Here is a 19,577-nt window from a genome sequence, read left to right as displayed (position 1 = left end):
ATTCAGGTAATTTAACTGATCGATGTCGTGCTTAGCGAGCCCTAAAAAGGTATAATCCGGCAAATTTTTGTAATTAAGACTGTGAATTAGAACACCATGACTAGACAATCATCTTTTAACCGTGACGAACTTCTAAGCTGTGGCCACGGCGAAATGTTTGGCGAAGGCAATGCCCGCCTACCTGTTGGCAACATGCTTATGATGGACCGTATTACCAAGATCTCTGCTGAAGGTGGCGAGCACGGTAAAGGCGAAATCATCGCTGAACTAGATATTCGTCCAGATCTTTGGTTCTTCGACTGTCACTTCCCTAGCGATCCTGTTATGCCTGGCTGTCTTGGTCTAGACGCAATGTGGCAGATCGTTGGCTTCTACCTAGGCTGGAAAGGCAACCCAGGTCGCGGTCGCGCACTGGGTTCAGGTGAGGTTAAATTCACAGGTCAGATACTACCGACTGCTAAGAAGGTCACTTACAACATCCAGATGAAACGCGTGATTGAGCGTAAATTGGTTATGGGTATTGCAGACGGTTCGGTATCAGTGGATGGTCGCGAGATCTACACAGCAACGGATCTTAAAGTCGGTCTATTCACCAGCACCGAAAACTTCTAAGAGCGTTAACGCTTAGAAACACAATTAGAGAGAGAGTAAACATGCGTCGAGTAGTTGTTACCGGAATGGGTATCGTTTCTTGTCTAGGTTCTGACAAAGAGAGCGTTCTGGAATCACTAAAAGAGGGCAAGTCAGGCATTAAATTCCAGCAAGAATACGCCGATCTTGGCTTCCGTAGCCAGGTTGCAGGCAGTATTGATGATCTGGATCTTGATGAACTGATCGATCGTAAACTGCGCCGCTTCATGGGTAATGCAGCAGCTTACTCATACATCTCAATGGAACAAGCTATTAAAGATGCGGGTCTATCAGAAGATCAGGTTTCGAATGTACGTACCGGCCTGATCGCAGGCTCTGGTGGTGCTTCGTCGGCTGACATTGTTGAAACCGCTGACATCCTTCGCGATAAAGGCGTTCGTCGTGTCGGTCCATACCGCGTTACTCGCACCATGGGCTCTACCGTATCAGCCTGTCTTGCTACCCCATTCAAAATCAAAGGTGTGAACTACTCAATCACCTCTGCTTGTGCGACCAGCGCACACTGTATTGGTAACGCGATGGAGCAGATCCAACTTGGCAAACAAGACATCGTCTTTGCCGGTGGCGGTGAAGAACTACACTGGTCTTTGAGTGTCATGTTTGATGCCATGGGCGCCCTATCAAGCAAATACAACGAAACGCCAGAAAAAGCGTCTCGCGCTTACGATGCAAACCGTGACGGTTTCGTGATCGCAGGTGGCGGCGGCATGCTGGTTCTAGAAGAGCTGGAGCACGCTAAAGCACGCGGCGCTAAAATCTACGCTGAACTCGTAGGTTATGGCGCAACCTCCGATGGTTACGACATGGTTGCTCCATCCGGCGAAGGCGCTGTTCGTTGTATGCAACAGGCTATGAGCACGGTTGATGGCAAGATCGATTACATCAACTCACACGGCACTTCGACACCAGCAGGCGATATTCAAGAGCTGAAAGCGATGAAAGAGACCTTCGGTACAGAGATGCCACCGGTCAGCTCGACTAAGTCACTGGCGGGACACTCACTGGGCGCTACAGGCGTACAGGAAGCGATCTACTGTCTACTGATGCAAGAGAACAACTTCATCTGCGCCTCAGCGAACATTGAAGAGATCGACCCAGAGGCTGAAGGCCTACCTGTCGTGACTACACGCAAAGATGGCGTCGACCTACAGCGCGTTATGTCGAACAGCTTCGGCTTTGGCGGTACCAACTCGACTCTGGTGTTCGAGAAGTACAACGGCTAATCGCCACACTGCTCAATAAGAAAGCGACCCAGAGGTCGCTTTTTTTGTGCCTATCATCCAGACCAACGTCCAGAACCCTTTAATTCAACAAAAGGTGTCGAGGTATTCAAAAAAGAGAGTGGTATTGATTTTTGAGACATTAGCGGAAAAGTGCATAGATTTATAACAATCAGATGATATGTTGTGCACTACAACAATATAGAGTATCAGCAAGATCCCTAAAACAGGATCCAGAAAAGTAGTACCCAAGATCAATAAACAATAAATAGAGTACTAAATTAATGAATGCCCCAGAGCTAAAGCACTTCGCATCGCTGCGTGTCGACATTGATGCCCCTCAGGAAATTGGAGCGGCGCAATTCGGCACGCGCCGGGTGATTCCCATTACAGGCGGTACCGTTAAAGGTAACGACTGGAGTGGCCGCGTTTTACCGGGTGGTGCTGACTTTCAACGCATTGTGTCACCAAGATTGGCTGAACTTGACGCACGCTATGTACTGGAATCGGATGAGGGCGAGACCATCTATGTTCAGAATCGAGCACTGCGAGCGGCCGATCCTGAGGTAACGCAAAAGATCATTGATGGTATCCCAGTGGATCCTAGCGAAGTCTACTTCAAGTGCACCCCTATTTTTGAGACCAGCGCCGAACGTTTTCAGTGGATTACAGAGCGTCTGTTTATTGGCACGGGCGTTCGCAGACCTGACTGTGTAGAGATCGAATTTTTCGAGGTTTTATGAGTAACGAGACTACCCTTAGCCGCGCGGAGTGGCTGGATCAACACTACCCTGAGCCCGGCCCATTCAGATGGATCGCCTTTGGCTTAGAGATCATTGCGGCCAGCGGGCTGTTTTTCTTGATGATGTTGACCGTCGCGGACGTCGGCGGCCGATACATTTTTAACAACGGCGTTGATGGTGCCTTTGAGATCACCCAGCTTGGTCTTGCCATTATCATCTTCGCTGAAATGCCTGTCGTCACTTGGCGTGGGGGACATATCTTAGTGGATCTTCTTGATTCAACACTTGGCCATAAGATCGTGCGTATTCTCGCCATGTTTTCAGCACTGGCGATTTCAACCTCTTTCTACGTGATCGGGGTACGTATTTGGCAGCTGGGCGCACGTAAACTGCGCCGCGGTGAGGTAACGGAGTATCTGGAACTACCGGTCGGTTATCTAATTGAGTACATCGCCATCATGAGTTGGTTTACTGCGCTGGGCATGATCACTTATGGCATCTATCGTATTTACAAAGAGAAGCATTAAGGAATTATCACGATGACCGCAGTAATTATTGGCTTCGCGCTTCTTATATTTCTGATTCTAGTTATTCGAATGCCTATTGCGTTTGCGATGGCCATAGTAGGCTTCTTTGGCTTTGCCATTTTACAGGGCCTTACTCTCGATAACTTGTTCGATTTCCGTTGGAAAGCATCACTAACCCTAGCATCTAACCGTGTCATTGAGACCGCACAAGAGTACTCACTCTCCGTAGTTCCTCTGTTCATATTAATGGGTAACTTTGTGACACGCTCTGGCCTATCACAAGAGCTGTACAATGCTGCTTACACCTTCTTAGGGCACCGCCGTGGTGGCCTTGCGATGTCCACCGTTGTCGCTTGTGGTGGCTTTTCGGCAATCTGTGGATCGAGCCTTGCAACCTCTGCAACTATGGCGAAGGTCGCACTACCCCCGATGCGCAAGTTTGGTTATGCCGATTCTTTAGCCACCGCTTCCATTGCAGCCGGTGGCACACTGGGCATTCTGATTCCACCGTCGGTTATTCTTGTCATCTACGGCCTACTGACAGAGACCAGTATTCGTGAACTCTTTGCTGCAGGATTCATCCCAGGTCTGCTGGGTGTCATTCTCTATATGCTTGCAGTGCGCTGGGTCGTTATGCGCAACCCTAAGTCTGGCCCTGCCGGTGAGAAATTCACCTGGGCAGAACGCATGCAGGCACTTAAAGGTATCTGGGGCGTACTGGTTCTGTTTACTATCGTTATGGGTGGTATCTACCTAGGCATCTTCACCCCAACCGAAGCAGCTGGTATTGGTGCTGCAGGCGCATTCTTAATCGCTCTACTTCGTGGACAACTCAATCTGGTCAAAACTTATGAGGTTCTGTCAGATACCGTTCGTACATCCACCATGCTATTTGCTGTGATTATCGGCGCACTCATCTTCTCAGACTTCATCAACCGTGCCGGTCTGCCTGTGTGGCTACTCGAGTTTGTTCAATCGCTCGATGTCTCACCCATGGCCGTCATCATTGTCATTCTCTGCATCTACATTCTTTTGGGAATGGTCTTTGAAAGTCTATCAATGCTGCTATTGACGGTGCCGGTCTTCTACCCACTGATCGACAGCCTTGGGTTCGACCTGGTCTGGTATGGCATCGTGGTGGTGGTCGTTACAGAGATCAGTTTAATTACACCGCCTGTGGGCATGAATGTCTTTGTCCTCAGCGCAGTACTCAAAGATATTAAAACCGGTACGATCTTTAAGGGCGTAACGCCATTCTGGTGTGCTGATATTGTACGCCTAGCGCTGATCGTCGCGTTTGTACCGATTACCCTATTCTTACCGGAGCTGCTTTACCGTTAACAGTTTCGACTAAGGTGCAGTAGAAGTGGCACCCCAAATCACTTCTACTGTTTGTTTACTATAAAAATAACCGCTTAAAAAGAGAGCAATAAACATGACCAACCTAAAACTTAAAGCGATCGGCCTTGCTGTAGGCGCTGCAATTTCAATGAACGCAATGGCAGAAACCACCATGCGTGTTGCAACGTGGCTACCACCTACTCACCCACAAAACTCTGTTGCTATGCCAGAGTTCAAAAAGATGGTTGAAGAGGCAACTGAAGGCCGCGTAAAAGTGGTTATCGAAAACTTCCAAGGCCACCCAAAGACAATCTACTCTTCAGTAGAAGATGGCATCATTGATGCTTCATGGGGTGTCAACGCATACACACCTGGTCGTTTTTCGCTAACCGGTGTTGCTGAGATTCCTGGCGAGATGTCGGATGCTGAAGATGCATCTGTCGCTCTATGGAAAGTACAACAAGAGTACTTTGCAGATGCTAACGAATATGAAGGCCTAGAGCTTCTTGGTATGTGGGTACACGCACCAGGTGTTATTCACTCTAAATTCCGCATCAACAGCCTAGATGACCTGAAAGGTAAGAAGATCCGTCTTGGCGGCGGCATGGTTAACGACCTAGCAGCTCGTTTGGATGTGACACCAGTGGGTGGTTCAGCTCCAAGTTCATACGAGAAATTACAGCAGGGTGTTGTGGATGGTACTTTCCTACCAGTTGGCGAGCACAAATTCTTCAAACTGTCTGAAGTGACTGATCACCTTACTATCTTCCCAACGGCTCTATACACCACTGTATTCAGCTTCATTGCGAACCCAGAGTTCATGGAAGATCTAGATCCAAAAGATGCTGAAGCGATCCGCGCAGCAATGGGTGAAAACCTATCTCGCATGCAAGGTAAGGTTTGGCAGGATATGGATGCGATCGGCATGACACACGCTAAAGAAGTAGGCACTAACATCCACATGGTGGATAGCTACGAACAACTAGCGGCTGACATGCGTAACACCATGAAAGGTCTTGATGCAGAGTGGATTGAATCGGTTGCAGATCGTGGCGTAGATGCTAAAGCGGCTCTAGAAGCGTTCCGTAACTACCAGAAGTAATATCTACATCCTAATCAAAGGGAAGCTCAGGCTTCCCTTTTTTGTGCCTGGCGTATTATAAATAGGGTATTCAAAGGAGTTAATGATGAATAACTTTGTACTAAGCACACCGACAAGAATACGTTTTGGTGAAGGGCAGGTAAAAAGCCTAACGAAAGAGATACCAAGCAACGCCAAGATACTTCTAACCCTAGGGGGTGGAAGCGTTAAAAAGAACGGCATTTTAAACGCTGTTATTAATAGCCTAGAAGATTACAAGATCACGGTTTTTGAAGGCATTGAGGCAAATCCAGAGTTCGAAACATTAAACAGAGCCATTGAGCTGGGAAAAACTGAAGCCGTTGATTACGTTCTTGCAGTGGGTGGTGGCAGCGTATTAGATGGTTCAAAATTAATTGCCGCTGGCATCGCAAACCCAACCATTGAGCCATGGGAAATAGTCACAAGCGGAGGACGAGCCGCCAAAAAAGCACTGCCTTTAGGAACAATCTTAACCCTACCCGCAACTGGATCAGAATCTAATGGCAATGCGGTAATAAGCCGCAGAGCTACCGGCGATAAGCTAGGAATAGCATCACCCCTTTTCTATCCACAATTTTCAATACTCGATCCAACCTACACCTATACCCTTAATGATCGACAGGTAGCGAACGGTGTCGTGGATGCCTTTGTACATACTATGGAGCAATACCTGACCTACCCGGTTAACGCAAAGATACAGGATCGTTTTGCTGAAGGCATTTTAAGCACATTGATTGAAGAGGGCCCTAAAGCACTCCAAGAGCCAGATAACTACGATGTAAGGGCAAACCTTATGTGGTCAGCAACTATGGCTCTAAACGGCCTGATAGGTGCCGGAGTACCACAAGACTGGGCAACGCACATGATAGGCCATGAAATCACAGCGATACACGGGCTAGACCATGCACAGACACTTGCGATTGTATTACCGAATCTAATGACCCATCAGAAAGAGGCCAAACGAGAAAAGCTTTTACAGTATGCTGAGCGAGTGTGGGCTCTAGACCCCTGTGAAGAGGAATCCATAGATCGAGCTATTCTACTGACACGCGACTTCTTTGAACGAATGGGAACACCCACTAGCTTCAATGGCTATGGGATCGATGAACCCAACATCAACCAGATCATCAACAAACTCGAAGAGCATGGAATGACTGCTCTTGGTGAGCATGGCAATATCGACCTTGAGGCAAGCCGAGAGATACTAGAAGCGGCGCGCTAGAAACAAAAAACCCGGCACAAGCCGGGTTTTTTATGGATCAACACAGTGCTTAGTCTTCAGAAGACTCAGCAACTGGACGATCAACTAGTTCTACGTAAGCCATTGGAGCCGAATCACCAGCACGGAAACCGCACTTGAGGATACGAACATAGCCGCCTGGGCGAGTAGCGTAACGCTGACCCAGTTCGTTGAATAGTTTACCTACTGCTGCATCGCTACGTGTACGGGCAAAAGCCAGACGACGGTTAGCAACAGAGTCGTTTTTCGCCAATGTGATTAGTGGCTCAACAACAGAACGAAGTTCTTTAGCTTTTGGCAGAGTTGTTTTGATCAATTCGTGCTCGATCAAAGAAACTGCCATGTTCTTGAACATCGCTTTGCGGTGTGAGCTGGTACGATTCAAATGACGACCAGATTTACGATGACGCATCTTATCTATCCTTTAAAACTTAGCTAAGTCGACTTAAGAAGCCACTTTGTCGTCGCCTTTAAGAGAAGCTGGTGGCCAGTTCTCAAGACGCATACCTAGTGACAGACCTTTAGACGCAAGAACGTCTTTGATCTCTGTAAGTGACTTTTTACCCAAGTTCGGAGTTTTTAGCAGTTCAACCTCGGTACGCTGAATTAGGTCACCGATGTAGTAGATCTGCTCAGCCTTCAAACAGTTCGCGGAACGCACAGTTAGCTCAAGATCATCAACAGGACGAAGAAGTACTGGATCGATCTCTGGCTCTGCTGGCTCAGACTTCGCTTGTTCGCTTGCATCTTCAAGGTCAACAAATACTGCTAGCTGTTGCTGCAGAATCGTTGCCGCACGACGGATGCACTCTTCTGGATCGATTGTGCCGTTAGACTCAATATCGATAACCAGTTTGTCTAGGTCTGTACGCTGTTCAACACGCGCAGCTTCAACTGCGTAAGAAACACGTAGTACTGGGCTGTAGCTAGCGTCTAGCTGCAGACGGCCAATAGCACGTGTCTCATCGTCTTCGCTAGTACGAGCATCAGCAGGTACGTAGCCGCGACCGCGGGAAACAGTTAGGCGCATGTTCAGACTGCCAGCGCTAGTTAGCGTAGCAATCACGTGTTCCGGATTAGCGATTTCAACGTCTTGGTTTAGCTGGATATCTGCAGCTGTAACTGCACCAGGACCCGACTTGTTGATTGTCAGCACCGCTTCGTCGCCGTTGTGCATGATGATCGCAACACCTTTAAGGTTCAGGAGGATCTCAATGACATCTTCCTGAACACCTTCGATGCTGCTGTACTCATGCAGAACACCGTCGATTTCTACTTCTGTAATTGCACAACCTGGCATAGAAGATAGAAGGATACGGCGCAGCGCATTACCCAAGGTGTGACCGAAGCCACGCTCTAGAGGTTCCAATGTAACCTTAGCGCGAGTCTTGCTAATCTCCTGTACGTCGATGTGACGTGGGCTTAGAAACTCATTTACTGAACTCTGCATAGTTCCACCGTTTAATTAAAAATTACTTAGAGTAAAGTTCGACGATCAACTGTTCGTTGATCTCAGCTGGTAGTTCTGCGCGTTCTGGCATGGCTTTAAAAGTGCCTTCCATTTTTGCAGAGTCAACTTCAACCCACTCTACCGGTGCACGCTGTGCAGCCAGTTCCAACGCCGCTTTGATACGTAGTTGGTTTTTAGCTTTTTCACGTACTGCAACCACATCGCCCGCTGCTACTTGGTAAGAAGCAACGTTTACTACTTCACCGTTAACAGTGATTGAGCGGTGAGAAACGATCTGACGTGCTTCAGCACGTGTAGAGCCGTAACCCATGCGGAATACAACGTTATCCAAACGGCTTTCAAGAAGTTGCAGAAGGTTTTCACCTGTTGCGCCTTTACGACGTGCTGCTTCTTTGTAGTAGCCGCGGAATTGCTTTTCTAGTACGCCGTAAATACGACGAACTTTCTGTTTTTCACGAAGCTGTAGACCGTAGTCTGACAAACGACCGCGACGAGCGCCGTGTACGCCAGGTACAGTTTCAGCCTTGCACTTGCTGTCTAGTGCGCGAACACCACTCTTAAGAAAGAGATCAGTGCCTTCGCGGCGAGACAACTTGCACTTAGGTCCAATATAACGAGCCATAATTACTTACCGTCTCCAGATTAAACGCGACGTTTCTTCGGAGGGCGACAACCATTGTGTGGAATAGGTGTCACATCCGTGATGTTTGCGATTTTGTAGCCACAAGCGTTCAGTGCGCGCACTGCAGACTCACGACCTGGTCCAGGACCCTTCACAAACACGTCTAGGTTTTTCAAGCCGTACTCTAGTGCAGCTTGACCAGCACGTTCAGCAGCAACCTGTGCAGCGAACGGCGTGCTCTTACGAGAACCACGGAAGCCAGAGCCTCCAGAAGTTGCCCAAGAAAGAGCATTACCTTGACGATCGGTAATAGTAATAATGGTGTTGTTAAAAGAAGCGTGGATGTGCGCAAGGCCATCCGCAACTTGCTTTTTAACTTTTTTACGTGTGCGATTACTCGGCTTAGCCATAGTTAGTAATTCCTATCGCTTACTTACGGATCGGTTTACGTGGGCCCTTACGGGTACGTGCGTTAGTTTTAGAACGCTGTCCGCGCACCGGTAGATTACGACGGTGACGGATACCACGGAAACAACCAAGGTCCATAAGACGCTTAATATTCATGTTGACTTCACGACGAAGGTCGCCTTCAACAGTCAACTTAGTAACTTCACCACGAACATTGTCGAGTAGCTCTTCAGAAAGATCGCCAACTTTAGTCGTTGGATCGATACCTACTGTGTCACAAATCTGCTGTGCAGTTGTGCGGCCGACTCCATAAATGTAAGTCAGTGAAATTACCGCGTGCTTGTTGTCAGGAATATTGACGCCAGCTATACGGGCCATTCAATGTACTCCATTAGTTAATTATTCGCTTCCAGCAAGAACTGGGTACGAAATTACATTCAGTTCGTGGAAGGCGCGCAATTATACGGGTTGATTATTATTAAATCAACCCATGCACCCTTCCGCCTCGTTTACAGCTTAGGATTAACCCTGACGCTGCTTGTGACGAGGTTCAACCTTACAGATCACGCGAACGGAACCGTTACGACGTACGATCTTACAGTTACGGCAAATTTTCTTAACAGATGCGCGTACTTTCATAATTCACCTCAATGGTTTAACGCAGTAGACCTGCGCCACCCTTTAGATTCGACTTCTTCATCAATGATTCATACTGGTGTGACATTAGGTGCGATTGCACTTGTGCCATGAAGTCCATTACCACCACTACAACGATCAGTAACGAAGTACCACCGAAGTAGAAAGGTACGTTCCATGCAACTACCATCGCCTGTGGCATCAGAGATACCGCAGTGATGTAAAGAGCACCAAACAGAGTAAGGCGGCTCAATACTGAGTCGATGTAACGAGCAGACTGTTCACCTGGACGAATACCTGGGATGAAAGCACCCGATTTCTTCAGGTTATCTGCCACTTCACGAGGATTGAACATAATCGCCGTGTAGAAGTAACAGAAAAATATAATTGCTGCCGAGAACAACAGAATGTACAACGGCTGGCCTGGGCCTAGAGCCAATGCAACATCCTGAAGCCAATCCATACCCTCACTCTGACCAAACCATTGGCCTAGAGATGCAGGGAATAGCAGAATAGAGCTTGCGAAGATCGGTGGGATAACACCCGCCATGTTGACCTTCAAAGGCAAGTGACTGGTTTGGCCCGCATAAACGCGGTTACCCTGCTGACGTTTTGCGTAGTTAATGGTGATACGACGTTGTGCGCGTTCCATGAACACGACAAAACCAACCGTCGCTACCGCTAACACTGCAATTGCTAGCAGCGCCAGGATGTTAAGATCACCCTGACGAGCCGATTCAAAGGACTGACCGATCGCACCAGGAAGACCCGCTACGATACCAGCAAAGATCAGAATCGAGATACCGTTACCGATACCACGTTCAGTGATCTGCTCACCAAGCCACATTAGGAATACTGCACCAGCGACCAGTGTAATAACAGCTACAAAGTAGAAGTTAAACGCTGTGCTGAATGCCACACCCTGATTAGCTAGACCAACGGTCATACCCAAGCCCTGAACCGTTGCTAGTGCAACCGTACCGTAACGTGTGTATTGGTTGATCTTACGGCGACCAGCTTCACCCTCTTTCTTCAACTGTTCAAGCTGAGGGCTAACCGCTGTCATCAACTGCATGATAATCGATGCAGAGATGTACGGCATGATACCTAGAGCCAAGATCGACATGCGCTCGAGTGCACCACCCGAGAACATATTGAATAGGCTTAGGATCGTACCCTGGTTCTGATCAAACAGAGCAGCAAGACGATCTGGGTTAATACCCGGAACCGGAATATGCGCGCCAATACGATACACAATGATCGCAATCGCAACGTAACGTAGACGAGCCCAAAGCTCACCTAGTCCGCTTGTATTTCCTGCTGGTACTTGTCCTTTAGTTGCCATTACGCTTCTACCTTACCACCGGCAGCTTCGATTGCAGCTAGAGCGCCTTTAGTCACTTTAAGACCTTTAACGGTAACTGCTTTAGTAATTTCACCAGACAGAATTACACGTGCAGAGGTGATCTCTTCACGGATAATGTCAGCCTGTTTAAGCGCTGCGAGGTCAACTACGTCAACACCGCAAGCAGCCAATTCGTTTAGACGAATTTCAGCTACGTAACGCGCTTGGCGAGATGTGAAACCAAATTTTGGCAGACGACGCTGCAAAGGCATTTGACCGCCTTCAAAACCTGGCTTAACACTACCGCCTGAGCGAGATTTAAGACCCTTGTGACCACGACCACCAGTCTTACCTAGGCCGGAGCCGATACCACGTCCAACACGCTTAGGAGCGTGCTTAGAACCGGCACCCGGGCGAAGAGTATTCAAACGCATTTGGGTGACTCCTCTATTAGTCTTCTACACGAAGCATGTAGTTGACTTTGTTAATCATGCCACGAACTGCAGGAGTGTCTTCCAACTCAACAGTGTGGTTCATGCGACGTAGACCAAGACCTGTTAGGGTAGCTTTATGCTTCGGAATGATACCGATTGGGCTGCGTACCAAAGTGATTTTAACTGTATTAGCCATCGATTAGTTCCCCAGGATCTCTTCGACTGACTTACCGCGCTTAGCTGCAACATCTTCAGGAGACGCCATAGACGCAAGACCTTTAACAGTCGCGCGAACAACGTTCACTGGGTTAGTTGAGCCGTAGCACTTAGCCAATACGTTTTCTACACCAGCCAGTTCAAGAACTGCACGCATCGCGCCACCGGCGATAACACCAGTACCTTCAGATGCAGGCTGCATGTAGACCATTGAAGCACCGTGACGTGCTTTGATTGGGTACTGCAACGTGTGACCGTTTAGAGAAACGCTCACCATGTTACGACGTGCTTGTTCCATTGCCTTTTGAATTGCAACAGGTACTTCGCGCGCTTTACCGCGACCAAAACCAACACGGCCATTGCCGTCACCAACTACAGTAAGAGCTGTAAAGCCGAAGATACGACCACCCTTAACTACTTTGGCTACACGGTTTACCTGAACAAGCTTCTCTTGCAGTTCACCGTCTTTCTGTTCGTGATTTGCCATAATAGAAACCTTTAGAATTCCAAACCGCCTTCACGTGCAGCGTCTGCTAGAGCAGCTACACGACCGTGGTATTTAAAACCAGAGCGGTCAAACGCTACCTGGCTAACACCTGCTTCTTTTGCACGGCTAGCGATCAGAGTACCGACCTTTTTAGCCGCTTCGATGTTACCAGTTGCGCTTTCACGCATATCTTTTTCAACTGTAGAAGCTGCAGCAAGAACTGTAGCGCCATCTGCAGTTACGATTTGCGCGTAGATATGGCGCGGTGTGCGGTTAACACACAGACGTGCAGTACCGATCTCACGCATTTTAGCGCGTGAACGACGAGCACGACGTAAACGAGATTCTTTTTTAACGTTCATAACCCTGCCTTACTTCTTCTTAGCTTCTTTACGGCGAACAAATTCGTCGCTGTAACGAACACCTTTACCTTTGTATGGCTCAGGTGGGCGGAAACCACGAACTTCAGCAGCAACCTGGCCTACAACTTGTTTGTCGGCACCAGAGATGACAACAGTCGTTTGGTTAGGTACTTCTGCCTTGATACCTTCAGGCAGTGCGTACTCTACTGGGTGTGAGAAACCCAGAGTCAGGTTTAGAGTGCTTCCAGAAACCGCAGCACGGTAACCAACACCGATCAGTGTTAGCTCTTTTTTGAAGCCTTCGCTAACACCAGTAACCATGTTGTTAACGATAGAACGAGTTGTGCCAGCCAGTGCAACAGATTGTTTAGCACCGTCACGAGTACCGAAGTTCAATGCACCTTCAGCCTGTTCAACAGTAACTGATGGGTGTACTTCGTGTGATAGCTGACCATTTTTGCCTTTAGCGCTGATCGTCTGGCCAGAGATTGAGATCTCTACACCAGCAGGCACAGCAACAGGCGCTTTAGCGATACGTGACATCGTAAATCCCCTTAGAATACTGTGCAGATCACTTCACCGCCGATACCAGCAGCGCGCGCAGCGCGATCGGTCATTACACCTTTGCTAGTAGAAACGATTGCGCAACCTAGGCCATCTGATACTTTTGGAAGATCAGATGCAGATTTGTAGATACGTAGAGATGGCTTAGATACTCGCTTGATCTCTTCGATAACTGGCTTGCCTTCGAAGTATTTCAGTTCGATAGACAGCACAGGCTTAACGTCACCTTCAACTGAGTAACCGTTGATGTAACCTTCTTCTTGAAGAACAGCTGCGATAGCAACTTTCTGCTTTGAAGATGGCATAGCAACAGCAACTTTCTCAGCCATGTGACCGTTGCGGATGCGTGTGAACATATCCGCGAGCGTGTCTTGCATGCTCATGCTTTTACTTCCTCTCTTGTGCAGCGTAGTGCGGTAGCCCCGTCATCACTGACGTGGCCCTGACCACTACGCTTACCGTTAACTAACCGGTGGATTACCAGCTAGCTTTCTTAAGGCCTGGCACGTCGCCGCGCATTGCAGCTTCGCGTAGCTGGTTACGGCAAAGACCGAACTTGCGGTAAACCGCATGTGGACGACCTGTTACCTGACAGCGACGCTGTTTACGTACTGGGCTAGCGTCACGTGGCAGTTTCTGCAACGCAACTTGTGCTTCCCACACTTCATCTTCAGAAGAAGCTGGTGAAGCGATGATAGCTTTCAGAGAAGCGCGTTTCTCAGCGAACTTAGCCGCTAGTTTTTCGCGCTTAACTTCACGCTCCCACATAGATACCTTAGCCATATCTTATCCCTTCCTTATTTCTTGAACGGGAACTGCAGTGCAGTCAAAAGAGCACGACCTTCGTCGTTTGTCTTCGCAGTTGTCGTGATAGTGATATCAAGACCACGGATCGCGTCTACTTTGTCGTAGTCGATCTCTGGGAAGATGATCTGCTCTTTAACACCCATGCTGTAGTTACCACGGCCGTCAAATGACTTAGGGTTAAGACCACGGAAGTCACGGATACGAGGAACCGCAACGTCAACTAGACGGTCTAGGAATTCCCACATACGCTCGCCGCGTAGAGTAACCTTACAACCGATTGGCCAACCTTCACGAACTTTAAAGCCCGCTACAGATTTACGAGCCAACGTAACAACAGGCTTCTGACCAGCGATTGCAGTCATATCATTTACTGCATTCTCTAGAAGCTTCTTGTCTGCCAGTGCTTCACCAACACCCATGTTAAGTGTGATTTTAGTAACACGTGGAACAGCCATTACGTTTGGCGAATTCAATTCTTCTTTAAGACTCTGTTTGATCTGAGTCTCGTAAAGCGCTTTCAATCTAGACATCTGTTCTACTCCTCTTACTCAACGATTTCGCCAGTTGATTTGTAGAAGCGAACTTTAGTGCCGTCTTCAAGAGTCTTGAAGCCTACACGATCGCCTTTACCAGTCGCAGCGTTAAAGATAGCAACGTTAGAAGTCGCGATAGCCGCTTCCTTCTCAATGATGCCACCTGGTTGCTGAAGCATAGGGTTTGGCTTCTGGTGTTTTTTCACCATGTTGATGCCAGACACGATCAAACGATCGTTTTCAAGTACGCGAGAAACTTTGCCACGCTTACCTTTGTCTTTACCTGCGATAACTATGACTTCGTCGTCACGTTTAATCTTGCGCATTTTAATTTACCTTCGTTTCCTACTACCTTCCTCATGCTGAAAAACGCCAAACTCGTTAGAGCTTGACGTTTTCCTTAAAAACTTCGAATTTTTCGAGGTTTTATAGCACTTCAGGCGCCAGGGAAATGATCTTCATGAACTTCTCAGAGCGAAGCTCACGCGTTACTGGGCCGAAGATACGAGTTCCGATTGGAGCGTCGTTCGCGTTCAAAAGAACCGCTGAGTTAACATCAAAACGGATCAATGAACCATCGGGACGACGAACACCTTTACGGGTACGTACTACGACAGCTTTAAGTACTTGGCCTTTTTTAACTTTGCCACGAGGAATCGCTTCTTTAACCGATACCTTGATAACATCGCCAACGTTAGCGTAACGACGGTGTGAACCGCCTAGTACTTTAATACACTGCACTCGCTTAGCGCCGCTGTTATCAGCGACATCAAGCATCGTTTCAGTTTGAATCATGGTTTACTCCACAATCTCTAGTGCCTCATTCGACCCTCAATCGACCGTCGAATAAGGCGGCTAGTGAAGCAAAGGTGCAATAGTTTACACCTTTGCTCCACGTTCTTCAATGCGTACCAATGACCAAGACTTAGTCTTAGACAGAGGGCGACTTTCCGCGATTGTCACTAGGTCACCCGCTTGGCATTCATTCTTCTCATCGTGTGCGTGCAACTTAGTTGAACGCTTCATGAATTTACCGTAGATCGGGTGCTTTTCCTTGCGCTCAACCAACACAGTGATGGTCTTATCCATCTTGTCACTGATAACTTTACCAGTAACGGTACGAGTACGTTTTTCAGCGCTCATTTAGTCACCTGCTTTTTGGTTAAGTACTGTCTTAACGCGAGCGATGTCGCGACGAACCTGACCCAACATGTGAGTCTGTGCCAACTGGCCAGTAGCCTTTTGCATACGCAAGTTAAACTGATCCTTTAGGAGAGTCAGCAATGTTTGCTGAAGCTCTTCTACGGATTGATCACGTAGTTCAGTAGCTTTCATTACATCACCGTCCGTTTAACTACAGTTGTTGAAAGCGGAAGCTTAGCTGCCGCTAGTTCAAAGGCTTCTTTCGCGAGTTGTTCAGGTACGCCTGCCATTTCAAACAGCACTTTACCTGGTTGGATCTGAGCGACCCAGTACTCAACGTTACCCTTACCTTTACCCATACGTACTTCTAGTGGCTTACCTGTGATCGGCTTGTCTGGGAAGACACGGATCCAGATTTTACCACCACGTTTTACGTGACGAGTCATGGTACGACGAGCTGCTTCGATCTGACGCGCTGTGATGCGACCACGTTCGGTCGATTTCAGTGCGAATTCACCAAAGCTAACGCTGCTGCCGCGTTGAGCCAAACCGCGGTTGCGGCCTTTCATTACCTTACGGAATTTTAGACGCTTAGGTTGCAACATGTTCCGCTACCTCACTTCGCTTTCTTCGCAGGTGCATTTTTCTCAGCGCGTACCTGTTCGATACCACCAAGAACTTCACCTTTGAAGATCCAAGTTTTGATGCCGATCACACCGTAAGTAGTGTGGGCTTCGTATGTAGCGTAGTCGATATCTGCACGTAGAGTGTGTAGAGGTACACGACCTTCACGGTACCACTCAGTACGCGCGATCTCAGCACCACCTAGACGGCCTGCAAGAGAGATCTTGATACCTTTTGCACCAGCACGCATGGTGTTCTGTACGGCGCGCTTCATAGCACGACGGAACATAACACGACGCTCTAGCTGACCTGCAATGTTCTGCGCAACTAGCTTCGCATCCATATCTGGCTTGCGAATCTCTTCGATGTTGATGTGAACTGGCACACCCATCATCTTAGAAACAGTTGAACGTAGAACTTCTACGTCTTCACCTTTTTTACCAATCACGATGCCTGGACGCGCCGTGTGGATGGTGATTTTCGCATTCTGTGCAGGACGCTCGATTTCGATACGGCTTACAGATGCTTTTTCTAGCTGTTTCTCAAGGTACTTACGTACTTCAAGGTCATTCAACAGCTTCTTCGCGTAATCGGCTTTGTCCGCATACCACACAGAAGTATGGTCTTTTACGACACCAAGTCGAATACCGGTTGGGTTAACTTTTTGACCCATGATTAAATCTCCTAGTACTCAGCTCTTAGTCTGCGACCTTAACAGTGATATGACACGAGCGTTTCAAAATACGATCAGCTCGTCCCTTAGCACGCGGACGGATACGTTTCATGGTCATGCCTTCATCAACGAAGATAGTCGCAACGCGAAGTTCGTCAATGTCAGCACCTTCATTGTGCTCTGCGTTAGCAATAGCAGACTCAAGCACTTTCTTAACCAGGTGTGCACCTTTCTTGGTGCTGAACGCCAAAATATTCAGAGCTTCGCCAACAGATTTGCCGCGGATCTGGTCAGCAACCAGACGAGCTTTCTGAGCGGAGATGCGGGCGCCGTTATGCTTTGCAATAGCTTCCATCATCAACTCCTATTACTTCTTAGCCTTCTTGTCTGCAACGTGGCCTTTAAAGGCACGAGTCACTGCAAACTCACCCAGCTTATGACCGACCATATCTTCAGTAATGAATACTGGGACATGCTGACGGCCGTTATGTACCGCAATCGTCAAACCGACAAAGTTCGGAAAGATTGTAGAACGGCGAGACCAAGTTTTAATTGGCTTACGATCGCTGTTCTCGATTGCAGCTTCTACCTTTTTCAACAAGTGAAGGTCGATAAATGGACCTTTCTTAAGTGAACGTGGCACAGCTGATTCCTCTTACTTAGCCTGACGACGACGTACGATAAGCTTATCAGTACGCTTGTTCTTACGGGTCTTGTGGCCCTTAGTCGGAACACCCCATGGAGTCACTGGGTGACGACCACCTGATGTACGACCTTCACCACCACCGTGTGGGTGATCGACTGGGTTCATCGCCACACCGCGGACGGTAGGACGAACACCACGCCAGCGCGTAGCACCAGCTTTACCCAAGCGACGTAGGCTATGTTCACCATTACCTACTTCACCAAGAGTCGCACGACACTCAGACAACACTTTGCGCATTTCGCCAGAACGTAGACGTAGAGTCGCGTACTGACCTTCACGAGCAACTAGCTGAGCTGATGTACCCGCAGAGCGAGCCATCTGTGCACCCTTACCAGGCTTCAATTCAACACAGTGAACAGTCGAACCTACAGGTACGTTGCGCAAAGGCATACAGTTACCTGGTTTAAAGTCAGCCTGTTCGCCAGACATCAGAGCAGCACCTGCTTCAACGCCCTTAGGAGCGATGATGTAGCGACGCTCACCATCTGCGTACTTCAACAGAGCGATGTTCGCAGAACGGTTTGGATCATATTCCAGACGCTCAACGACAGCAGGAATGCCATCTTTGTTGCGACGGAAGTCGATTACACGGTAAGCCTGCTTGTGACCACCACCAATGTGACGCGTAGTGATGCGACCATTGTGGTTACGACCACCAGACTTAGATTTCTTTTCAACCAACGCTGCAAAAGGCTTACCTTTGTGAAGGTTTTGGCCTTTAACAGAAACGACGTGACGACGTCCTGCAGAGGTTGGCTTAGCTTTAACAGTTGCCATTTCTTAACCCCTCCTTATTCGCCAGCAGCCAGAAAATCGATTTCTGAACCGTCAGCTAGACGAACGTATGCTTTGCGAACATCGTTGCGCTTACCCATGCCACGCATAGTACGCTTCGTTTTACCTTTCGCATTAAGCACGTTCACGTTTGCAACAGTCACGTTGAACAGCTGTTCAACAGCAGCCTTGATTTCAGGCTTAGTTGCATCGTTAGCGACACGGAATACTACTTGTTGAGTATCTTCCGCTACGATCGTTGCTTTCTCAGAGATGTGTGGTCCGAGTAGCACTTTGTAGATGCGTTCCGGGTTCATGCAAACACCTCCTCGATCTTCTTAAGAGCTGGGACAGTCACAACCACTTTATCGAAACCGATTAGGCTCACTGGATCGATACCTGCTGCATCACGTACGTCAACGTGTGGCACGTTACGAGCAGCAAGGAATAGGTTTAGATCAACCTCTTCAGTGATAACCAAAGCGTTGCTTAGGTCAAACTCTTTCATTTTTGCTAAGAACTGCTTAGTTTTTGGAGCTTCGACAGCGAAGTCTTCAACAACAACTAGACGCTCTTGGCGGACCAACTCAGACAAGATAGAACGCATCGCAGCGCGGTACATCTTCTTGTTAACTTTCTGAGAGTGGTCACGTGGAGTAGCAGCGAATGTTACGCCACCAGTACGCCAGATAGGAGAACGAGTAGTACCCTGACGAGCACGACCTGTACCTTTTTGACGGAATGGCTTAGCACCACCACCAGCTACAGCTGAACGGTTTTTCTGAGCTTTAGTACCCTGACGTGCGCCTGCCATGTAAGCAGTGACAACCTGGTGTACTAGAGCTTCATTAAACTCTTTGCCAAACGCAGTATCGGCTACTTCAACCGAACCCTTGGCACCAGTTAGATTCAAATTCATGACAATCT

Annotated in this window: 33 protein-coding genes; 7 read left to right on the top strand and 26 right to left on the bottom strand. The window is 48.3% G+C overall.

Going from position 1 to position 19,577, the window contains the following annotated elements:
* Positions 1-96: 96 nt before the first annotated feature.
* The 7 genes from fabA (at position 97) to XMD564_RS00230 (ending at position 6,827) form a co-directional block, all read left to right on the top strand.
* Positions 97-612, top strand: a complete 516-nt coding sequence (gene fabA / locus XMD564_RS00260; RefSeq protein WP_173480360.1) for a 3-hydroxyacyl-[acyl-carrier-protein] dehydratase FabA — start codon at positions 97-99, stop codon at positions 610-612.
* A gap of 41 nt (positions 613-653) precedes the next feature.
* Positions 654-1,874, top strand: coding sequence for a beta-ketoacyl-ACP synthase I (gene fabB, locus XMD564_RS00255; protein WP_173488504.1), 1,221 nt, complete (start codon positions 654-656; stop codon positions 1,872-1,874).
* 281 nt (positions 1,875-2,155) lie between these two features.
* Positions 2,156-2,614 carry a DUF3237 domain-containing protein gene (locus tag XMD564_RS00250; RefSeq protein ID WP_173507609.1) on the top strand — a complete coding sequence of 153 codons (459 nt, stop codon included), beginning with the start codon at positions 2,156-2,158 and terminating at the stop codon, positions 2,612-2,614.
* Complete coding sequence (locus tag XMD564_RS00245) at positions 2,611-3,141, top strand: TRAP transporter small permease (protein WP_173507608.1); 531 nt, start codon at positions 2,611-2,613, stop codon at positions 3,139-3,141. The genes XMD564_RS00250 and XMD564_RS00245 overlap by 4 nt, the downstream gene beginning before the upstream one ends.
* 12 nt (positions 3,142-3,153) lie before the next feature.
* A complete protein-coding gene (locus tag XMD564_RS00240) occupies positions 3,154-4,482 on the top strand; it encodes a TRAP transporter large permease (protein ID WP_173507607.1) in 1,329 nt (442 codons plus the stop codon).
* A gap of 94 nt (positions 4,483-4,576) precedes the next feature.
* On the top strand, positions 4,577-5,584 hold the full coding sequence (locus XMD564_RS00235) for a TRAP transporter substrate-binding protein (RefSeq protein ID WP_173507606.1): 1,008 nt from the start codon (positions 4,577-4,579) through the stop codon (positions 5,582-5,584).
* Between the two features lie 85 nt (positions 5,585-5,669).
* A complete protein-coding gene (locus XMD564_RS00230) occupies positions 5,670-6,827 on the top strand; it encodes an iron-containing alcohol dehydrogenase (protein ID WP_173507605.1) in 1,158 nt (385 codons plus the stop codon).
* Positions 6,828-6,876: 49 nt separating this feature from the next.
* Here the strand turns inward: XMD564_RS00230 and rplQ are convergent, their stop codons facing one another.
* The 26 genes from rplQ to rplD all read right to left on the bottom strand — a co-directional run bounded on the left by rplQ (position 6,877) and on the right by rplD (position 19,569).
* Positions 6,877-7,257 (bottom strand): 50S ribosomal protein L17, encoded by a 381-nt coding sequence (gene rplQ / locus XMD564_RS00225; protein ID WP_173480333.1) that lies wholly within the window; start codon positions 7,255-7,257, stop codon positions 6,877-6,879.
* Between the two features lie 33 nt (positions 7,258-7,290).
* Entirely contained in the window at positions 7,291-8,295 is a 1,005-nt protein-coding gene (rpoA, locus tag XMD564_RS00220; protein WP_173480332.1) for a DNA-directed RNA polymerase subunit alpha, read from the bottom strand.
* A 22-nt stretch (positions 8,296-8,317) separates the two neighbouring features.
* Positions 8,318-8,938 carry a 30S ribosomal protein S4 gene (gene rpsD, locus XMD564_RS00215; protein ID WP_173480331.1) on the bottom strand — a complete coding sequence of 207 codons (621 nt, stop codon included), beginning with the start codon at positions 8,936-8,938 and terminating at the stop codon, positions 8,318-8,320.
* A 20-nt stretch (positions 8,939-8,958) separates the two neighbouring features.
* Positions 8,959-9,348, bottom strand: coding sequence for a 30S ribosomal protein S11 (rpsK, locus tag XMD564_RS00210; protein WP_173480330.1), 390 nt, complete (start codon positions 9,346-9,348; stop codon positions 8,959-8,961).
* 19 nt (positions 9,349-9,367) lie between these two features.
* Positions 9,368-9,724 (bottom strand): 30S ribosomal protein S13, encoded by a 357-nt coding sequence (rpsM, locus tag XMD564_RS00205; RefSeq protein ID WP_173480329.1) that lies wholly within the window; start codon positions 9,722-9,724, stop codon positions 9,368-9,370.
* A 144-nt stretch (positions 9,725-9,868) separates the two neighbouring features.
* Positions 9,869-9,985, bottom strand: coding sequence for a 50S ribosomal protein L36 (rpmJ, locus tag XMD564_RS00200; protein WP_007021200.1), 117 nt, complete (start codon positions 9,983-9,985; stop codon positions 9,869-9,871).
* 16 nt (positions 9,986-10,001) lie between these two features.
* Positions 10,002-11,327, bottom strand: coding sequence for a preprotein translocase subunit SecY (secY, locus tag XMD564_RS00195; protein ID WP_173507604.1), 1,326 nt, complete (start codon positions 11,325-11,327; stop codon positions 10,002-10,004).
* Entirely contained in the window at positions 11,327-11,761 is a 435-nt protein-coding gene (gene rplO, locus XMD564_RS00190) for a 50S ribosomal protein L15 (RefSeq protein ID WP_173480327.1), read from the bottom strand. The genes secY and rplO overlap by 1 nt, the downstream gene beginning before the upstream one ends.
* A gap of 16 nt (positions 11,762-11,777) precedes the next feature.
* On the bottom strand, positions 11,778-11,957 hold the full coding sequence (gene rpmD / locus XMD564_RS00185; RefSeq protein ID WP_173480326.1) for a 50S ribosomal protein L30: 180 nt from the start codon (positions 11,955-11,957) through the stop codon (positions 11,778-11,780).
* A 3-nt stretch (positions 11,958-11,960) separates the two neighbouring features.
* Positions 11,961-12,464, bottom strand: a complete 504-nt coding sequence (gene rpsE / locus XMD564_RS00180; RefSeq protein WP_173480325.1) for a 30S ribosomal protein S5 — start codon at positions 12,462-12,464, stop codon at positions 11,961-11,963.
* Positions 12,465-12,475: 11 nt separating this feature from the next.
* Complete coding sequence (gene rplR, locus XMD564_RS00175; RefSeq protein ID WP_173480324.1) at positions 12,476-12,826, bottom strand: 50S ribosomal protein L18; 351 nt, start codon at positions 12,824-12,826, stop codon at positions 12,476-12,478.
* Positions 12,827-12,835: 9 nt separating this feature from the next.
* Positions 12,836-13,369, bottom strand: a complete 534-nt coding sequence (rplF, locus tag XMD564_RS00170; RefSeq protein WP_173480323.1) for a 50S ribosomal protein L6 — start codon at positions 13,367-13,369, stop codon at positions 12,836-12,838.
* 11 nt (positions 13,370-13,380) lie between these two features.
* A complete protein-coding gene (gene rpsH, locus XMD564_RS00165; protein ID WP_173480322.1) occupies positions 13,381-13,773 on the bottom strand; it encodes a 30S ribosomal protein S8 in 393 nt (130 codons plus the stop codon).
* A 94-nt stretch (positions 13,774-13,867) separates the two neighbouring features.
* Positions 13,868-14,173, bottom strand: coding sequence for a 30S ribosomal protein S14 (gene rpsN, locus XMD564_RS00160; RefSeq protein WP_173480321.1), 306 nt, complete (start codon positions 14,171-14,173; stop codon positions 13,868-13,870).
* Positions 14,174-14,187: 14 nt separating this feature from the next.
* Positions 14,188-14,727 carry a 50S ribosomal protein L5 gene (gene rplE / locus XMD564_RS00155; RefSeq protein WP_173488491.1) on the bottom strand — a complete coding sequence of 180 codons (540 nt, stop codon included), beginning with the start codon at positions 14,725-14,727 and terminating at the stop codon, positions 14,188-14,190.
* Positions 14,728-14,741: 14 nt separating this feature from the next.
* Complete coding sequence (rplX, locus tag XMD564_RS00150; protein WP_173480319.1) at positions 14,742-15,056, bottom strand: 50S ribosomal protein L24; 315 nt, start codon at positions 15,054-15,056, stop codon at positions 14,742-14,744.
* 100 nt (positions 15,057-15,156) lie between these two features.
* Positions 15,157-15,525 (bottom strand): 50S ribosomal protein L14, encoded by a 369-nt coding sequence (gene rplN / locus XMD564_RS00145; protein ID WP_173480318.1) that lies wholly within the window; start codon positions 15,523-15,525, stop codon positions 15,157-15,159.
* Positions 15,526-15,609: 84 nt separating this feature from the next.
* Positions 15,610-15,873, bottom strand: coding sequence for a 30S ribosomal protein S17 (gene rpsQ / locus XMD564_RS00140; protein WP_173480317.1), 264 nt, complete (start codon positions 15,871-15,873; stop codon positions 15,610-15,612).
* The gene (gene rpmC / locus XMD564_RS00135) at positions 15,874-16,065 is read right to left on the bottom strand and encodes a 50S ribosomal protein L29 (protein ID WP_173480316.1); all 192 of its coding nucleotides are present in this window, start codon (positions 16,063-16,065) and stop codon (positions 15,874-15,876) included.
* The gene (gene rplP / locus XMD564_RS00130) at positions 16,065-16,478 is read right to left on the bottom strand and encodes a 50S ribosomal protein L16 (RefSeq protein ID WP_173480315.1); all 414 of its coding nucleotides are present in this window, start codon (positions 16,476-16,478) and stop codon (positions 16,065-16,067) included. Before rplP ends, rpmC begins: the two co-directional genes overlap by 1 nt.
* 11 nt (positions 16,479-16,489) lie before the next feature.
* Complete coding sequence (gene rpsC, locus XMD564_RS00125; protein WP_173480314.1) at positions 16,490-17,170, bottom strand: 30S ribosomal protein S3; 681 nt, start codon at positions 17,168-17,170, stop codon at positions 16,490-16,492.
* 25 nt (positions 17,171-17,195) lie between these two features.
* Positions 17,196-17,525 carry a 50S ribosomal protein L22 gene (rplV, locus tag XMD564_RS00120; RefSeq protein WP_173480313.1) on the bottom strand — a complete coding sequence of 110 codons (330 nt, stop codon included), beginning with the start codon at positions 17,523-17,525 and terminating at the stop codon, positions 17,196-17,198.
* A gap of 12 nt (positions 17,526-17,537) precedes the next feature.
* Positions 17,538-17,813 carry a 30S ribosomal protein S19 gene (gene rpsS / locus XMD564_RS00115; protein ID WP_173480312.1) on the bottom strand — a complete coding sequence of 92 codons (276 nt, stop codon included), beginning with the start codon at positions 17,811-17,813 and terminating at the stop codon, positions 17,538-17,540.
* A 12-nt stretch (positions 17,814-17,825) separates the two neighbouring features.
* Positions 17,826-18,653 carry a 50S ribosomal protein L2 gene (gene rplB / locus XMD564_RS00110; RefSeq protein ID WP_173480311.1) on the bottom strand — a complete coding sequence of 276 codons (828 nt, stop codon included), beginning with the start codon at positions 18,651-18,653 and terminating at the stop codon, positions 17,826-17,828.
* Positions 18,654-18,667: 14 nt separating this feature from the next.
* Positions 18,668-18,967 carry a 50S ribosomal protein L23 gene (gene rplW, locus XMD564_RS00105; RefSeq protein ID WP_173480310.1) on the bottom strand — a complete coding sequence of 100 codons (300 nt, stop codon included), beginning with the start codon at positions 18,965-18,967 and terminating at the stop codon, positions 18,668-18,670.
* Positions 18,964-19,569 (bottom strand): 50S ribosomal protein L4, encoded by a 606-nt coding sequence (rplD, locus tag XMD564_RS00100; RefSeq protein WP_173480309.1) that lies wholly within the window; start codon positions 19,567-19,569, stop codon positions 18,964-18,966. Before rplD ends, rplW begins: the two co-directional genes overlap by 4 nt.
* Positions 19,570-19,577: the final 8 nt, after the last annotated feature.

The sequence above is a fragment of the Marinobacterium sp. xm-d-564 genome, assembly GCF_013283345.1.
GTDB lineage: Bacteria > Pseudomonadota > Gammaproteobacteria > Pseudomonadales > Balneatricaceae > Marinobacterium_E.
The sequence above is the reverse complement of the archived record's forward strand: the minus strand, read 5'-3'. Positions and strand labels throughout refer to the sequence as shown.

What these genes read in the sequence shown, in the direction of transcription:
- rpsM (WP_173480329.1), bottom strand. Translation starts at nt 9,724, where the DNA reads ATGGCCCGTATAGCTGGCGTCAATATTCCTGACAACAAGCACGCGGTA.
- rpsN (WP_173480321.1), bottom strand. Translation starts at nt 14,173, where the DNA reads ATGGCTAAGGTATCTATGTGGGAGCGTGAAGTTAAGCGCGAAAAACTA.
- rpsK (WP_173480330.1), bottom strand. Translation starts at nt 9,348, where the DNA reads ATGGCTAAGCCGAGTAATCGCACACGTAAAAAAGTTAAAAAGCAAGTT.
- rpmC (WP_173480316.1), bottom strand. Translation starts at nt 16,065, where the DNA reads ATGAAAGCTACTGAACTACGTGATCAATCCGTAGAAGAGCTTCAGCAA.
- rpsH (WP_173480322.1), bottom strand. Translation starts at nt 13,773, where the DNA reads ATGAGCATGCAAGACACGCTCGCGGATATGTTCACACGCATCCGCAAC.
- rpsQ (WP_173480317.1), bottom strand. Translation starts at nt 15,873, where the DNA reads ATGAGCGCTGAAAAACGTACTCGTACCGTTACTGGTAAAGTTATCAGT.
- rpmJ (WP_007021200.1), bottom strand. Translation starts at nt 9,985, where the DNA reads ATGAAAGTACGCGCATCTGTTAAGAAAATTTGCCGTAACTGTAAGATC.
- XMD564_RS00240 (WP_173507607.1), top strand. Translation starts at nt 3,154, where the DNA reads ATGACCGCAGTAATTATTGGCTTCGCGCTTCTTATATTTCTGATTCTA.
- rplF (WP_173480323.1), bottom strand. Translation starts at nt 13,369, where the DNA reads ATGTCACGTATCGCTAAAGCGCCTGTTGCTGTGCCTGCTGGTGTAGAG.
- rpmD (WP_173480326.1), bottom strand. Translation starts at nt 11,957, where the DNA reads ATGGCTAATACAGTTAAAATCACTTTGGTACGCAGCCCAATCGGTATC.
- rplQ (WP_173480333.1), bottom strand. Translation starts at nt 7,257, where the DNA reads ATGCGTCATCGTAAATCTGGTCGTCATTTGAATCGTACCAGCTCACAC.
- rpoA (WP_173480332.1), bottom strand. Translation starts at nt 8,295, where the DNA reads ATGCAGAGTTCAGTAAATGAGTTTCTAAGCCCACGTCACATCGACGTA.
- rplE (WP_173488491.1), bottom strand. Translation starts at nt 14,727, where the DNA reads ATGTCTAGATTGAAAGCGCTTTACGAGACTCAGATCAAACAGAGTCTT.
- rplO (WP_173480327.1), bottom strand. Translation starts at nt 11,761, where the DNA reads ATGCGTTTGAATACTCTTCGCCCGGGTGCCGGTTCTAAGCACGCTCCT.
- rplW (WP_173480310.1), bottom strand. Translation starts at nt 18,967, where the DNA reads ATGAACCCGGAACGCATCTACAAAGTGCTACTCGGACCACACATCTCT.
- rpsD (WP_173480331.1), bottom strand. Translation starts at nt 8,938, where the DNA reads ATGGCTCGTTATATTGGACCTAAGTGCAAGTTGTCTCGCCGCGAAGGC.
- rplP (WP_173480315.1), bottom strand. Translation starts at nt 16,478, where the DNA reads ATGTTGCAACCTAAGCGTCTAAAATTCCGTAAGGTAATGAAAGGCCGC.
- rpsC (WP_173480314.1), bottom strand. Translation starts at nt 17,170, where the DNA reads ATGGGTCAAAAAGTTAACCCAACCGGTATTCGACTTGGTGTCGTAAAA.
- rplB (WP_173480311.1), bottom strand. Translation starts at nt 18,653, where the DNA reads ATGGCAACTGTTAAAGCTAAGCCAACCTCTGCAGGACGTCGTCACGTC.
- rplD (WP_173480309.1), bottom strand. Translation starts at nt 19,569, where the DNA reads ATGAATTTGAATCTAACTGGTGCCAAGGGTTCGGTTGAAGTAGCCGAT.
- XMD564_RS00245 (WP_173507608.1), top strand. Translation starts at nt 2,611, where the DNA reads ATGAGTAACGAGACTACCCTTAGCCGCGCGGAGTGGCTGGATCAACAC.
- rplR (WP_173480324.1), bottom strand. Translation starts at nt 12,826, where the DNA reads ATGAACGTTAAAAAAGAATCTCGTTTACGTCGTGCTCGTCGTTCACGC.
- secY (WP_173507604.1), bottom strand. Translation starts at nt 11,327, where the DNA reads ATGGCAACTAAAGGACAAGTACCAGCAGGAAATACAAGCGGACTAGGT.
- XMD564_RS00250 (WP_173507609.1), top strand. Translation starts at nt 2,156, where the DNA reads ATGAATGCCCCAGAGCTAAAGCACTTCGCATCGCTGCGTGTCGACATT.
- fabB (WP_173488504.1), top strand. Translation starts at nt 654, where the DNA reads ATGCGTCGAGTAGTTGTTACCGGAATGGGTATCGTTTCTTGTCTAGGT.
- rplN (WP_173480318.1), bottom strand. Translation starts at nt 15,525, where the DNA reads ATGATTCAAACTGAAACGATGCTTGATGTCGCTGATAACAGCGGCGCT.
- XMD564_RS00235 (WP_173507606.1), top strand. Translation starts at nt 4,577, where the DNA reads ATGACCAACCTAAAACTTAAAGCGATCGGCCTTGCTGTAGGCGCTGCA.
- rpsE (WP_173480325.1), bottom strand. Translation starts at nt 12,464, where the DNA reads ATGGCAAATCACGAACAGAAAGACGGTGAACTGCAAGAGAAGCTTGTT.
- rplV (WP_173480313.1), bottom strand. Translation starts at nt 17,525, where the DNA reads ATGGAAGCTATTGCAAAGCATAACGGCGCCCGCATCTCCGCTCAGAAA.
- fabA (WP_173480360.1), top strand. Translation starts at nt 97, where the DNA reads ATGACTAGACAATCATCTTTTAACCGTGACGAACTTCTAAGCTGTGGC.
- rplX (WP_173480319.1), bottom strand. Translation starts at nt 15,056, where the DNA reads ATGCGCAAGATTAAACGTGACGACGAAGTCATAGTTATCGCAGGTAAA.
- XMD564_RS00230 (WP_173507605.1), top strand. Translation starts at nt 5,670, where the DNA reads ATGAATAACTTTGTACTAAGCACACCGACAAGAATACGTTTTGGTGAA.